The organism is Streptomyces sp. NPDC057623 (assembly GCF_042800355.1).
Classification (GTDB): Bacteria; Actinomycetota; Actinomycetes; order Streptomycetales; family Streptomycetaceae; genus Streptomyces.
The window spans coordinates 1-13,869 of sequence record NZ_JBHVGZ010000090.1 but is presented as its reverse complement, the minus strand read 5'-3'; the positions used below and the strand labels follow the sequence as shown (position 1 = coordinate 13,869).

Below are 13,869 nucleotides of genomic sequence, written 5' to 3'. Positions count from 1 at the left end.
CCCAATAGTGGGAGCGCTCCCATTCACAGGACGGAACGTAGGACGATGTTCTGAACACGTCAACCCCACCCGCGCCGTGGATAACCGATCGCCCCACGCGGCCGCCGCTGACTACCGTCCTCGCATGGAGCAGGAGCCACCCCTCGTTCGCGACGTCTTCCCGGAACTCGTCGACGAACTGGCGGCCCTCCTGGAGGCGGAGGGGGAGCCCTGGCTGGCCATCTGCGTGCGGGATGTCCGCCTGGTCGGCGAGTGCGGCTGCCGCGACGACTTCTGCCAGAGCATCCGCACGACGGACCGGCCCCCGGGAGAGCCGTACGGTCCGGGCCATCGCTGCGTGCCGCTGCTGCCCTCGTCGGGCGATCTGATCCTCGACGTGGTGAACGGCCGGATCATGTACATCGAGATACTCGGACGGCCACCCCTGCGCCGGCGTGTTCAGCCGTGACCGGGGTGGCCGCCTCAAGGGTGCGGGAGCTCAGCAGCTCGACTTGCCGGCGTAGATCGCGAGGGCCGTGTTGGAGTTGAGCGTGGCGCTGAACTGGCCGCTGGAGTTCACCGTCACGCTCGTGTTGTTCTGCACGTTGCAGTACGTGCCGGCCGCGAGGGACGTCTGGTAGGTGCGGGTCAGGCTGCTCGACTCGTGGTTGATGGCCACGTAGCCCTTGCTGCCCCGGCCGAAGGCGATGGCGTCGCCCCCGTTGTCCCACCAGTTGGTGACCGACTCACCGCGGGTGGCGTTGCGGAAGGCCACCATGCGGATGATCTCCGGCCAGGCGTGCTGGCACTTCCAGCCGTCCTGCCAGCAGGCGGTCACGGAGCCGTTGTCGGGGGGCCCCGCGTCCGTGTCGGACCACTCGTAGCCGGAGTTGATGTCCGGGGCGCCGTACGGGTAGGCGAGCATGAAGACGTTGGCGAGGGTGTAGTTCGCCCCGTCCTTGTAGTTGAGCGTGGAGCCGTTGCGCTCGGTGTCGTGGTTGTCGACGAAGACACCGGAGACGCCGCTGCTCATGTAGCCCCAGCCCTCGCCGTAGTTCTTCAGATAGGCGAGGTTCTCGTTGTTGAAGACCCGCTTGAGGTCGTAGGCGTAGCGGAACTCCTGCACGTCGCCGTTGCCCGTGTACTCGGTGGGCTGGACGGCCTCGCCGCTGCCGTAGATGGCCTCCTGCTTCCAGTACACCGACGGGTTGCTCAGGCGCGACTTGATGTTGGCGAGGTCGGCCGCCGGCATGTGCTTGGCCGCGTCGATACGGAAGCCGTCGACGCCGTAGCCGAGCAGGGTGTTCATATAGCCGGCGATGGTGGCACGGACGTACTCCTCACCGGTGTCCAGGTCGGCGAGGCCGACGAGTTCGCAGTTCTGGACGTTGGTGCGGTTGGTGTAGTCGCTGATGGTGGCCGTGCAGTCGTTCATGTCGGCCGAGGAGTACAGGCCGGGGTAGTCGTACTTCGTGTACGACGACCCGCCCGTGCCGGTGCCGCTGCCCGCGGACATGTGGTTGATGACCGTGTCGACGACGACCTTCACACCGGCGTTGTGGCAGGTGTTCACCATGCTCTGGAACGCGGTGGCGTCACCGAGCCGGCCGGCGATCTTGTAGCTGACGGGCTGGTACGAGGTCCACCACTGCGAGCCCTGGATGTGCTCCTGCGGCGGGGAGACCTGGACGTAGCCGTAGCCGGCCGGGCCGAGGGTGTTGGTGCACTCCTTGGCGACCGAGGCGAAGTTCCACTCGAACATCACCGCGGTGACGTCCTTGGTGCCGGGCGGGGAGGCGGACGCGCTGCCGCCGGGGAACACGAGAGCCGCGGCGGCGGCCGCGGCGAGCGCGGTGAAGGCGGCGGGAGCCGTGCGACGGTGCTTGCGGTGGCGCTGCGGGGGCGCCGAGCTTCTCGATATCACAGGCTGAACTCCTTGCGATTGCGGCCCAGTTCGGGGTCCCCCCTGCGCCGCGGCACGGCTTCGTTGCCGGGCGTCGGCGCGAACGTACCGCTAACGAAAGGTTTACAGCAAGAGTATTGAAACTCATAGCAAGCACTTTCATCGCAAGGCTTGACGTGCCCGTCTGAACTGCCCCACGCTCACCAGTGGTTGACTCTCCGTCCCGTGCCGCCATGTCCGACCCCGTGGGCCGTTGTGTCGTGCTATGCCTGTTTCCTGCCGGCCTTGAAGGAGGAGAGGGCGATGAGCGAACGCACGGGCAGGGTGATCTGCGACATCACGATCTCGGCCGACGGGTACTCGGCCGGGCTGGACCAGACCGAGGAGCGCCCGTTCGGCGAGGACGGCGGCGACGGTTCGGGCGGGCGGCTGCACGCCTGGATGTTCGAGACCCCCGACGAGAACCGGGCCGAGATCGACCAGCTGGCCGCCGCGAGAGCGTTCATCATGGGGCGCAACATGTTCGGCCCCGTGCGGGGCGCGTGGGACCGCCGGTGGAACGGCTGGTGGGGCGACGATCCGCCGTTCCACGCACCGGTCTTCGTGCTCACCCACCACGCGCGCGAGCCGCAGCCGATGGACGGCGGCACCACCTTCCACTTCGTCACCGACGGCATCGAGTCGGCACTGGCGCGGGCACGCGCGGCGGCCGGCGACGGCGATGTCGCGGTCCACGGCGGCGCGAGCACCGTCAACCAGTACCTCGCCGCCGGCCTGATCGACGAACTGCGGCTGCACATCGCGCCGCTCACACTGGGCGCCGGCACACGGGTGTTCGAGGGTGTCCCGCCGCTGAGGCTGGAGCAGGTGACGTCACGGTCGGCGAGCCTGGTCACCCATGTGACGTACCGCGTGCTGTCCTGAGCCGACGCGGGACCCGCCGCCCCCTACCGGAGCAACGGGTCCCCTGACGGTGACGGCCCGTCAGGCGGTCGTCCACCACACCGTCGTGTCGCCCGGCACCTTCGCCTCGCCGTCCGTCTCGCCGATCTCACCGCTGGCGAGCAGCACACGGCCGTACGCCGGGGTCCGCACCGACTCCCCGCCGGTGTTCGTGACGCACACGAACTCGCCGCGCCGGAAGGCGAGCACACCCTCGGGTGCCTTCAGCCACTCCACCGACTCGCCGGCGCCCAGGTCGGGCTGCTCGCGACGGGCGGCCAGCGCGGCCCGGTACAGCTCCAGCGTGGACTCGGGGTCGCCGGACTGCGCCTCGACGCTCAGCTCGCCCCAGCCCTCCGGCTGCGGCAGCCAGCTGCCACCGGTGCCGAAGCCGTACGACGAGCCCTCGCGCGTCCACGGGATCGGCACGCGGCAGCCGTCGCGGAAGCCGTCCTGGCCCTCGCCGCGGAAGTACGCCGGGTCCTGGCGCACCTCGTCCGGGAGGTCGACGACGTCCGGCAGGCCCAGCTCCTCGCCCTGGTAGACGTACGCCGAACCCGGCAGCGCGAGCATGAGGAGCGTGGCGGCGCGGGCGCGGCGCAGGCCCAGTGCGCGGTCGCCGGCCGTGCGGATCTGGGTGCCGAGGCCGGGCGGGTTGGCGAAGCGCGTGGCGTGGCGGGTGACGTCGTGGTTGGACAGGACCCACGTCGCCGGGGCGCCGACCGGGCGCATCACCTCCAGCGTGCGGTCGACGACCTCGCGCAGCTCCCGCGCGTCCCAGTCCGTGCCCAGGTACTGGAAGTTGAAGGCCTGGTGCAGCTCGTCCGGGCGGACGTAGTTCGCGGTGCGCTCGACGGTCGGGGTCCATGCCTCGGCGACGAAGATCCGTTCACCCGCATACTCGTCGAGGATCGTGCGCCACTGCCGGTAGATCGCGTGCACACCGTCCTGGTCGAAGAACGGCATGACATCGTTGCCCAGCAGCTTCAGCTGATCGTGGGATCCGAGATCGGGCAGCCCCTCGGCCTTCACCAGGCCGTGCGCCACGTCGATCCGGAAGCCGTCGACGCCCATGTCGAGCCAGAAGCGGAGAATCGAGCGGAACTCGTCTCCCACCGCCGGGTGCTCCCAGTTGAAGTCCGGCTGCTCGGGGGCGAAGAGGTGGAGGTACCACTCACCGGGAGTGCCGTCCGGCTCGGTGACCCTCGTCCAGGCCGGGCCGCCGAAGATGGACTCCCAGTCGTTGGGCGGGAGTTCGCCGTCGGTGCCCTTGCCGGCGCGGAAGTGGTAGCGGTCGCGCAGCGGAGAGCCGGGGCCCTCCGCCACGGCACGCTTGAACCACTCGTGCTGGTCGGAGGAGTGGTTCGGGACCAGGTCGACGATGATCCGCAGGCCCAGCTCGCGAGCGTCGCGGATCAGCGCGTCCGCGTCGAGCAGGTTGCCGAACATGGGGTCGACGGCGCGGTAGTCGGCGACGTCGTAGCCGGCGTCGGCCTGCGGGGAGGCGTAGAAGGGGCTGAGCCACACGGCGTCCACGCCGAGGTCGCGCAGGTACGGCAGGCGGGCGCGTACACCTTCCAGGTCGCCCATGCCGTCGCCGTTGCTGTCGGCGAAGCTGCGCGGATAGACCTGGTAGATCACCGCGTCCCGCCACCAGTCGCCGCGCTTGGCTTTGGCGGGGGTCGGGGCCGGGGCGATGGCGGAGTGCTGCTGGCTCATGGCGTCCTTGGTACGTAACGGAGTTGAGGTCATGGGCAGTGTGTGGGGTTGCGGGATGACGAGGCGGCCGCGGTGACAGCGGGGTCGGATGGGCACCGCGACCGCCTCGGGTCTCTGGGGGCGAAGGGGGCCGGCGCTCAGCCCTTAGTGCCGCCCGCGGTGAGTCCCGTCACCAGGTTCTTCTGCACGAAGTAGAAGAACGCGGCGACGGGTATGGCGATCAGCACCGCCGTCGCGGCCATGAGGTTGCGCTGCGCGTCGTGCTCGCTGACGAAGGTCTGCAGACCCACCGCGAAGGTGTACTTCGTGTCGGACAGCATGAACGTCGACGCGAACGCGACCTCGCCGAAGGCCGTGAGGAAGCTGTAGAACGCGGCGACCGCCAGGCCGGGCTTGGCGAGCGGCAGGATCAGCCGCCCGAACGTGCCGAAGGGGCTCAGTCCGTCGACGCGTCCCGCCTCGTCGATCTCGAACGGGATCGTGTCGAAGTAGCCCTTCATCAGCCAGGCGCAGTACGGCACGGTCGTCGAGCAGTAGACGAGGATCAGACCGAGGTAGTTGTCGACGAGCTGGAGCTCGGACAGGATCTGGTACATCGGCACCATGAGGACGGCCACCGGGAACATCTGGGTCACCAACAGCACCCACATGAACTTCCTGTAGCCCGGAAAGCGCATCCGCGAGACCGCGTAGCCGGTGGTGGCGGCGATGACGACGCCGATGAGCGTGGTGCCCAGCGTGACGATCAGGGTGCTCGTCAGCCAGTCGAAGAACGGCGTCTCCTGGAGGACGTGCGTGTAGTTGGCCAGCGTCATCTTCCCCCAGATGCCGCCGGGGTGGAGGTAGTCGTCCTGGTCCGGGCCGAGGGACAGGAAGACCAGCCAGGCCACCGGGAAGAGCGCGACCAGGCTCGCCACGATCAGGATGCCGTGCGAGACGACGGACGTGGCGCGGCTGTTCTCGCCACGGCCGCGGATCTTGCGCGGGGCCGTCGTGCTCGTGGAGGGCTGGTCCGCCGGAGCAGTGGTCTTGACGGTTGTGGTGCTCATGGGGACTCCTGCCTCAGATCGCGAGCTGCGGGTCATTGCGGTTCAGCCAGCGGCGGTAGAAGGAGGTGAAGACGATCAGGATGGCCAGCAGCAGGATGCCGTAGGCGGCCGACTGCGCGAAGTCGCGCGGCTGCTGTCCGAAGCCGAGGTAGTAGGCCCAGGTGACGAGGATCTGGGCGTCGGGGGCGGTGTCGCCGAAGAGCAGGAAGATGATGGCGAACTGGTTGAAGGTCCAGATGACGCCGAGGAGTACGACGGTGGAGCTGACGGACCTCAGGCCGGGCAGGGTGACGTAGCGGAACTGCTGCCACCTGCTGGCGCCGTCCATCTCCGATGCCTCGTACAGCGAGGAGTCGATCGACTGGAGCCCGCCGAGCAGCGAGAGCATCATGAACGGCACACCGCACCAGGTGTTCACCATGATCGCGGCGAACCGCTGCCAGAAGGTGTCCTCCAGCCACAGTGGCGTGGGCAGGTGGAGCGTCTCCAGGAACGAGTTGATGATGCCGCCGTCGGCGAGCATGAACCGCCAGCCGAAGACGGTGACGAAGGTCGGCACGGCCCACGGCAGGATCAGGATCAGCCGGTAGAGGGTGCGGCCGCGCAGCTTCTGGTTGAGCAGCAGGGCGAGGCCGAGGCCGATGGTGTAGTGCAGGGTGACGCAGAGCGCGGTCCAGACGATCGTCCAGATGAAGTGCGACCAGAAGCGGTCGTACGCCGTCTCGCCCCACAGGATGTCGGCGTAGTTGTCGAGGCCGATGAACTTGTAGGTGGCCTCGATCTCGTTGACGCCGATCGTGCGGGAGGTGTTGAGGCTGTTGGCGTCGGTGAGGGTGAGGTAGAAGCCGTACACCAGGGGGTAGAGCACGAGGACGCCGAGGACGATCACCACCGGGGCGATCATCGCGTAGGCGTACCAGTGCTTCTGGTAGCCGTGCCTCAGGCGCTGGCCCAGCCCGGGCCGCGGCGCGCGGTCACCGCGGCGCTTGCCGGTCGCGCGGTCGATGGCGACTGTCATGGTTCGACAACCTTCTCGAAGTTCAGCAGGTCAAAGGGTGTACGGCTGGATCGGTGTACGGCGCACAGGCCGGTGACCGCCGGATCGCTCCCCCCATGATCAGGGCGATCCGACGGCCACTCGGGGTCACTTGCTGAAGTCCGGGACCAGCTTGGCGATGGAGGTCTCGGCGCTGCTCAGACCCTTGTCCAGGGACTCCTTGCCGCCGGCGACCTTCAGCAGCTCGGTGTCCAGCGGACCCCACAGGGAGCTGTACTCGGGCAGGGCCGGGCGCGGCTGGGCGGAGGCGAGGACGCCCTGGTAGCCGGCGATGCCCGGGTCGGCCTTGACCGCGGCGGTGTAGGCGTCGTCCCTGGTGGGCAGCGTGTTGTTCTTCAGGGCGATGGTCTCCTGGGCCTTCGCCGAGGTCATGTAGTTCACGAACTTCAGCGCGGCCTTCTGGTGGGCCTCGTCGGAGCCGGCGTACACGGAGAGGTTGTGGCCGCCGGTCGGGGCGCCCGCCTTGCCGGCGGAGCCGGCCGGGACGGTGGCGATGCCGAGGTTGGCCGTGTCCTTGAACGCGGAGCCCTTGTAGAAGTTGGTGATCTCCCACGGGCCCTGCATGATCGCGGCGACCTTGCCGCTGACGAACGCCTCCTGGATGTGGGCGTAGGCGTCCGCGGTGGTGTCGGCCTTGTGCAGGCCCTTGCCGTCGAAGAGGCTCAGCCAGGTGCCATAGCCCTTCTTGGCCGCGGCCGAGTTGACGGTGATCTTCTTGGCGTCGGCGTCGACGGTGTCGGTGCCCTCGCCGTAGAGGAACGTCTGGGCGTAGTAGGCCTGGGTGGAGCCCCAGTAGCCGTCGACGCCGGTCTTGTCCTTGATCGTGGCGGCGGCCTTCTTCAGGTCGTCCCAGGTCTTGGGGGCCTCGACACCGGCCTTCTTGAACAGGGCCTTGTTGTAGACGAAGGCGAGGGTGTCCGTGGTGAACGGAACGCCGTAGACCTTGCCCTCGTACTTGGCCTGCTCGATCAGGCTGGGCTGGAACTTGGCCTGGTCGGCGAGGGCCTCGGTGCCGTCCAGCGGCAGGAAGAAGCTCTTCTTGGCGAAGGCGGGGGTCCAGCCGACCTCGGAGCGCAGGATGTCCGGGGCGCCCTTGGAACCGGCGGCGGTGTCGAACTTGTTCTGCGCCTGGTCGAACGGCACGTTGACGTACTTGACCTTGATGTCCTTGTTGGCGGCCTCGAACTCCTTGACCAGGGCCTGGTACGTCGGCGCCTCGTTGGTGGCGTTGGAGGTGTCCCACCAGGTGATGGTGACCGGCCCGCTCGAGTCGCTGCCACTGTCGTCCCCGCCGCACGCCGTCGCCGCGAGAGCGAGGGACGCCACCAGCGCGGTGGCCGCTATGCCACGCCGCATGAGATCTCCTTGAGGGTGAAAGCCCGTGTGGTGCAGGGGCGGCCCCGTCTGCCGTCTCCCTGCTGTTCTGCCGACCTCGCCGATGGGGGGTCCCCCACGCCTTCGAGGCAGTGGAGGAGGCGGCCGAGCGACGTGAACGTAACAGCGTTGAAAGACTTACGAAAGACCTTGCAGAAAAAAAGTGCAAGAGGTCACCGAAGTTATCCGGGTGTGACCTCTCGGCGACCGAGGTGAGACGCTTGTTTACACGGGTGGAGCACTATGGAGGCCACCTGTGCAAGACTCTGCAAGCTCTTGCCATCACTTTCACGAGGGAGCGCGATGACGCAGCAACCCGGACCGGGCCGCCCAACAGGTCGCCCGCGGCGTCCGATTGGTGTGCAAGGCGACATACGGCCGGTACAGTCCAGTGCCGTGACCACACGGCTTGCAGACATCGCTGCTCAGGCGGGGGTGAGCGAAGCGACCGTCAGCCGCGTCCTCAACGGGAAGCCCGGCGTCGCCGCCACCACTCGCCAGTCCGTGCTGGCCGCACTCGACGTGCTCGGCTACGAGCGCCCGGTGCGGTTGCGGCAACGCAGCGAGGGCCTGGTGGGCCTGATCACCCCGGAGCTGGAGAACCCGATATTCCCGGCCCTGGCCCAGGTGATCGGCCAGGCGCTGACCAGGCAGGGCTACACCCCCGTCCTGGCCACCCAGACGCCCGGCGGCTCGACCGAGGACGAGCTGACGGAGATGCTCGTCGACCGCGGGGTGGCCGGCATCATCTACGTATCCGGCCTGCACGCGGACACCACCGCCGACATGCAGCGCTACGAGCGCCTGCGCGCCCAGGGCGTCCCCTTCGTCCTGGTGGACGGCTTCTCCCCCAAGGTCCAGGCGCCCTTCATCTCCCCCGACGACCGCGCCGCGATGAACCTGTCGGTCACGCACCTCGCCTCGCTCGGCCACACCCGCATCGGTCTCGCCCTGGGCCCCAAGCGCTTCGTCCCGGTCCAGCGCAAGATCGAGGGCTTCGTCCGCACGATGCAGGACCAGCTGAACCTGCCCACGGAAACCATCGAGACGGACCTGATCCAGCACTCCCTCTACACGCTGGAGGGCGGACAGGCGGCCGCCACGGCCCTCATCGACCGCGGCTGCACCGCTGTCGTCTGCGCCAGCGACATGATGGCGCTGGGCGCGATACGCGCGGCCCGGCAGCGCGGCCTGGAGGTCCCGACGGACATCTCGGTCGTCGGCTTCGACGACTCGCCCCTGATCGCCTTCACCGACCCGCCCCTCACCACCGTCCGCAAGCCGGTCCCGGCGATGGGCCAGGCCGCGGTACGCACGCTCCTCGAAGAGATCGGCGGGACTCCGGCCCCGCACAGCGAGTTCGTGTTCATGCCGGAACTGGTGGTGCGCGGTTCGACGGCTTCGGCGCCGGGGAACAGAACCCACCCCTGAATCGTCCGCGAGGCGGAGAATCCCCGCCTCCACACTCCGTTGGCAGGAGAGCGAAGTTCTACGCCCGCCGTAGAAAGTGCATCCTGAACCCAACCGGAGGATGATCGGTCGGGGAAGTCTTTTCTGGCAGACTCTGTGCCCATGGGTGACGCTACCGTGACGACACTGGAAGGCCGGGAAGCGGCCGTTCCGCCCCCCGTCGCGGACGAGACGGGGCGGGGTCCCCTGCGCCGCTTGCGCACTCCACGCCGCCCCCGCCTCTGGTTCGAGATCCTGCTGATCGCGGTGAGTTACTGGACGTACTCACTGGTTCGCAACGCGGTACCGGAGCAGAAGGCCGAGGCCCTGCGCAACGCCGACTGGCTCTGGGAGCTGGAGCACCATCTCGGCATGGCCGTCGAGGAGTCGATCAATCACACCGTGAACTCGGTGACTTGGCTCATCGTCGGTATGAACTACTACTACGCGACGCTGCACTTCATCGTCACCCTCGCCGTCCTGGTCTGGCTCTACCGCAGCCATCCCGGCCGCTACGCGGCGACCCGCCTGGTCCTGTTCGCGACGACAGGCGTGGCCCTGGTCGGCTACTACCTGTATCCGCTCGCTCCCCCACGGTTGATGACCAACGGCGGCTTCATCGACACGGTGCTGGTCCACGACACCTGGGGTTCGATGGCCTCGGGCGATCTGAAGAACATGTCGAACCAGTACGCCGCGATGCCGTCGATGCACATCGGCTGGTCGGTCTGGTCCGGTCTGACGATCTTCGCCCTGGCACGGACCCCCTGGGTCCGGGTCCTGGGCCTGCTGTACCCGCTGTCCACCCTCGTCGTGATCGTGGCGACGGCCAACCACTTCTGGCTGGACGCGGTGGGTGGCCTGGCCTGCCTGGCCTTCGGCTACCTGGTGGCCCGCCTCTGGTACGGCAAGCTGCCGCACGCACTGCCGAGGCGAGTGCCGCGACAGGCCACCCACCCGCAGCCGCCGACGGCGAGCGGGGGACGTACCGGGGGGTGTCCGCCCGCGGTGGCGGGCATCGGGAAACAGCACCTCCAGGCCAACGGCGACCGCCCGACCGAGGACGGACACCCCCCGGCGGCGCCCCGACCCACGACCAGACCGTAGGCGCCACGCGCACCCCACGACCCGAGCGCACCGTCACCCCCCGTAGAACAGCTCCTCCACCACACCCCGAGCCCGTCGCGCGGTGCGCCGATACGCGTCGAGCATGTCCCCCACGTGACCGGGCTCGTACCCCAGGTAGCGCCCCACCGCCGCCAGCTCACGGCTGTCCGAGGGGAACGTGTCCCCGGCCCGCCCCCGCACGAGCATCACGGCATTGCGCACCCGGGTGGCCAGCACCCACGCCTCGTCCAGGATCGCCGCCTCCTCTTCCGGGATGAGCCCCGCGGAACAGGCGGCGGCGAGCGCCTCCCGGGTACGCGTGGTCCGCAGCCCCGGCTCGTTCCACCCGTGCTGAAGCTGGAGGAGCTGCACCGTCCACTCGACGTCGGAGAGCCCACCGGGACCGAGCTTGGTGTGCAGCTTGGGATCCGATCCGCGCGGCAGCCGCTCGGACTCCATACGGGCCTTCAAGCGCCGGATCTCGCGCACCGCGTCGTCCGCGAGCCCCTCGGCCGGATACCGCAGCGGATCGATCAGCTCGATGAAGCGACGCCCCAGATCATCGTCCCCGGCGACCGGCACGGCCCGCAGCAGCGCCTGCGACTCCCACACCAGCGACCACCGGCGGTAATACGCCGCGTACGAGTTCAGCGTGCGCACCAGCGGCCCCGACTTGCCCTCCGGCCGCAGATCGGCGTCGATCAGCAGCGGCGGATCCGCGCTGGGGATCTGCAGCAGCCGGCGCATCTGCTCGACGACCCGGTTCGCGGCCACCGCGGCCTCGTGGTCGTCGACACCGTCCTGCGGCTCGTGCACGAACAGGACGTCGGCGTCACTGCCGTATCCCAGTTCCTGTCCCCCGAAGCGCCCCATGCCGATGATCGTGAACCGGGTGGGCAGGGTGTCGCCCCATCCTTCCCGCACCACCGCCCGCAGCGTGCCCGCCAGCGTCGCGGCCGTCAGGTCCGTCACCGCCGCGCCGACCCGGTCCACCAGGGCACCCTGATCGGCCTCGGCCGGCTTCGTCTCGGTGCCGTAGGAGTCGACGACGTCGACGGCGGCCGTACGGAACAGCTCCCGCCGACGCACCCCACGGGCCGCCGTGACCGCCTGCGCGGCACCGTCCGCGCGGCGCACCGCGGCGAGGATCTCCTGCTCCAGATGGCTGCGCGACCTGGGTTCGAGACCGCTCCCGCCGTCCCCGTCGCCGAGCAGCGCCACGGCCTCCGGCGCCCGCATCAGCAGGTCGGGGGCGAGCCGGCCGGCCGACAGGACCCGGGCGAGGTTCTCGGCCGCGGCCCCCTCGTCCCGCAACAACCGCAGATACCAGGGCGTCTTGCCGAGTGCGTCCGACACCTTCCGGAAGTTCAGCAGGCCCGCGTCCGGGTCGGCGGAGTCCGCGAACCAGCCCAACAGCACGGGCAGCAGCGTGCGTTGGATCGCCGCCTTCCGGGTCACCCCGGAGGCGAGCGCCTCCAGATGCCGGAGCGCGGCCGCCGGATCGGCGTACCCGAGCGCGACCAGCCGCTCGCGTGCCGCGCCGGCGCTCAACCGGGCCTCGCCCGGGGCGAGTTGGGCGACGGCGTCGAGCAGCGGCCGGTAGAAGAGCTTCTCGTGCAGCCGCCGTACGACGCTCGCGTGCCGTTTCCACTCGCGGTTCAGCTCGGCGACCGGATCGACGCGCAGGCCGAGGGAGCGGCCGATGCGCCGCAGGTCGGCCTCGTCCTCGGGCACCAGGTGCGTCCGCCGCAACCGGTAGAGCTGGATGCGGTGCTCCATGGAACGCAGGTAGCGGTACGCGTCGTCGAGCTGTGCCGCGTCGGCACGTCCGACGTAACCACCGGCGGCGAGCGCCTGGAGCGCGTCCAGGGTGGTGCCGCTGCGCAGGGAGGCGTCGTCCCGCCCGTGCACCAGCTGAAGCAGCTGTACGGCGAACTCGACGTCCCGGAGCCCGCCTGGACCGAGCTTGAGCTGCCGGTCCAGCTCCGCCACCGGGATGTTCTCCACGACCCGGCGCCGCATCTTCTGCACGTCGGCGACGAAGTTCTCCCGCTCGGCTGCCTTCCACACCAGGGGCTCCAGCGCGGCGACGTACTCCTCGCCGAGCTCGATGTCGCCCGCCACCGGGCGGGCCTTGAGCAGCGCCTGGAACTCCCAGGTCTTGGCCCAGCGCTGGTAGTAGGCGAGGTGGCTGCTGAGGGTGCGGACCAGGGGGCCGTTCCTGCCCTCGGGCCGCAGGTTGGCGTCCACGGGCCAGATGGACCCCTCGACGGTCGTCTCCGAGCAGATCCGCATCATGTGCGAGGCGAGCTTGGTGGCCGAGCGCAGGGCCTTCGCCTCGTCGGCGCCGTCTGCGGTCTCGGCGACGAAGATGACGTCGACGTCGGAGACGTAATTGAGCTCATGGCCCCCGCACTTGCCCATCGCGATCACCGAGAGCCGGCACTGTGCGGCGTCCTCCGGCGCGGCGGCGCGGGCGAGGGCGAGGGCGGCGCGCAGGGTCGCGGTGGCGAGGTCGGCGAGCTCGGCGGCGGTCTGGGCCACGTCGGTGGTGCCGCAGACGTCGCGCGCGGCGATGGACAGCAGGCAGCGCCGGTACGCGACGCGCAGCGTGACCGGGTCGGTGGCCTCGGCCAGGCCCTGTTCGAACTCCTCGACCTCGGGGTGCAGATCCCGCGGCTCGTACATGACCAGCGCCTGCCAGTCGCCGGAGTGCTTGGCGAGGTGGTCGGCGAGGGCGGCGGAGGCGCCGAGCACGCCGAGCAGCCGGTCGCGCAGGGGCTTGGCCGCTATCACCGTGTCGAGCAGTTCGCGCTGGGCGGTGGGGCCGGGCTGGGCTTCGAGCAGCCGGACGAGGCCGTGCAGGGCGAGGTCGGGGTCGGCGGTGGCGCCGAGGGCCTCCAGCAGCACCGGGTCGTTCTTGATCGGCGCGAGTTCGGGACTCTCCAGCAGTCGGTCGGCGGCCGACGGGTCGGTGAATCCGTGCCGGAGCAGCCGCGTGAAGGTGCTGCTCCTGCGCCCCGGCGCCGTCATGCTCGCCCTCCCGTCCGATCGGGGTCGTACGCGCCCGATCAAGGTCGTACCCGGTTGAGCCTAGCCCGAGTACCCGGGAGTGGCGGCGATGAGTTTCGGCGTCGCGGGTCGCTGCGCTGGGCTTGGGGGGGGTGAATGCCTGCGGCGCCTGTGCGGGTTCGGTGGGGGCTCGTGGAGCGCGAGGGCGTGGGGTTGTGGGTCGGGGCCGCGTCGGGGGGTGTCCGTCCTCGGTCCGGCGGGCTGGCCTTGCGCGAGAG

Annotated in this window: 10 protein-coding genes; 4 read left to right on the top strand and 6 right to left on the bottom strand. The window is 69.5% G+C overall.

The annotated features are described in order from the left end of the window. Positions 1–124: 124 nt before the first annotated feature. Positions 125–448, top strand: a complete 324-nt coding sequence (locus tag ACFU95_RS45200) for a hypothetical protein (protein WP_383841744.1) — start codon at positions 125–127, stop codon at positions 446–448. Positions 449–478: 30 nt separating this feature from the next. Here the strand turns inward: ACFU95_RS45200 and ACFU95_RS45195 are convergent, their stop codons facing one another. Beyond that, positions 479–1,903, bottom strand: coding sequence for an alpha-amylase family protein (locus tag ACFU95_RS45195; protein ID WP_383841741.1), 1,425 nt, complete (start codon positions 1,901–1,903; stop codon positions 479–481). Between the two features lie 282 nt (positions 1,904–2,185). Here ACFU95_RS45195 and ACFU95_RS45190 point away from each other — a divergent pair, with 282 nt between their 5' ends. After that, positions 2,186–2,806 (top strand): dihydrofolate reductase family protein, encoded by a 621-nt coding sequence (locus ACFU95_RS45190; protein ID WP_383841738.1) that lies wholly within the window; start codon positions 2,186–2,188, stop codon positions 2,804–2,806. 60 nt (positions 2,807–2,866) lie between these two features. Here ACFU95_RS45190 and ACFU95_RS45185 read toward each other — a convergent pair whose 3' ends face one another. The 4 genes from ACFU95_RS45185 to ACFU95_RS45170 all read right to left on the bottom strand — a co-directional run bounded on the left by ACFU95_RS45185 (position 2,867) and on the right by ACFU95_RS45170 (position 8,005). After that, entirely contained in the window at positions 2,867–4,543 is a 1,677-nt protein-coding gene (locus tag ACFU95_RS45185; RefSeq protein WP_383841735.1) for a glycoside hydrolase family 13 protein, read from the bottom strand. Positions 4,544–4,680: 137 nt separating this feature from the next. Next, positions 4,681–5,592, bottom strand: a complete 912-nt coding sequence (locus ACFU95_RS45180) for a sugar ABC transporter permease (protein ID WP_383841732.1) — start codon at positions 5,590–5,592, stop codon at positions 4,681–4,683. Positions 5,593–5,605: 13 nt separating this feature from the next. Beyond that, positions 5,606–6,610, bottom strand: coding sequence for a carbohydrate ABC transporter permease (locus ACFU95_RS45175; protein WP_383841729.1), 1,005 nt, complete (start codon positions 6,608–6,610; stop codon positions 5,606–5,608). A 126-nt stretch (positions 6,611–6,736) separates the two neighbouring features. Then, positions 6,737–8,005: an extracellular solute-binding protein gene (locus tag ACFU95_RS45170; protein WP_383841726.1), complete on the bottom strand. Its 1,269-nt coding sequence runs from the start codon at positions 8,003–8,005 to the stop codon at positions 6,737–6,739. Positions 8,006–8,419: 414 nt separating this feature from the next. Between ACFU95_RS45170 and ACFU95_RS45165 the strand changes: the two genes are divergently transcribed. Then, complete coding sequence (locus ACFU95_RS45165; protein ID WP_383841723.1) at positions 8,420–9,454, top strand: LacI family DNA-binding transcriptional regulator; 1,035 nt, start codon at positions 8,420–8,422, stop codon at positions 9,452–9,454. A gap of 141 nt (positions 9,455–9,595) precedes the next feature. After that, the gene (locus ACFU95_RS45160; RefSeq protein WP_383841720.1) at positions 9,596–10,579 is read left to right on the top strand and encodes a phosphatase PAP2 family protein; all 984 of its coding nucleotides are present in this window, start codon (positions 9,596–9,598) and stop codon (positions 10,577–10,579) included. Positions 10,580–10,612: 33 nt separating this feature from the next. On the opposite strand, the gene ACFU95_RS45155 is transcribed toward ACFU95_RS45160, so the two are convergent. Continuing rightward, positions 10,613–13,612, bottom strand: a complete 3,000-nt coding sequence (locus ACFU95_RS45155; RefSeq protein ID WP_383841717.1) for a bifunctional [glutamine synthetase] adenylyltransferase/[glutamine synthetase]-adenylyl-L-tyrosine phosphorylase — start codon at positions 13,610–13,612, stop codon at positions 10,613–10,615. Positions 13,613–13,869 lie beyond the last annotated feature (257 nt).

Coding starts and splice junctions, on each gene's coding strand:
- ACFU95_RS45200 (WP_383841744.1), top strand. CDS start 125: ATGGAGCAGGAGCCACCCCTCGTTCGCGACGTCTTCCCGGAACTCGTC.
- ACFU95_RS45190 (WP_383841738.1), top strand. CDS start 2,186: ATGAGCGAACGCACGGGCAGGGTGATCTGCGACATCACGATCTCGGCC.
- ACFU95_RS45185 (WP_383841735.1), bottom strand. CDS start 4,543: ATGAGCCAGCAGCACTCCGCCATCGCCCCGGCCCCGACCCCCGCCAAA.
- ACFU95_RS45180 (WP_383841732.1), bottom strand. CDS start 5,592: ATGAGCACCACAACCGTCAAGACCACTGCTCCGGCGGACCAGCCCTCC.
- ACFU95_RS45175 (WP_383841729.1), bottom strand. CDS start 6,610: ATGACAGTCGCCATCGACCGCGCGACCGGCAAGCGCCGCGGTGACCGC.
- ACFU95_RS45170 (WP_383841726.1), bottom strand. CDS start 8,005: ATGCGGCGTGGCATAGCGGCCACCGCGCTGGTGGCGTCCCTCGCTCTC.
- ACFU95_RS45160 (WP_383841720.1), top strand. CDS start 9,596: ATGGGTGACGCTACCGTGACGACACTGGAAGGCCGGGAAGCGGCCGTT.
- ACFU95_RS45155 (WP_383841717.1), bottom strand. CDS start 13,612: ATGACGGCGCCGGGGCGCAGGAGCAGCACCTTCACGCGGCTGCTCCGG.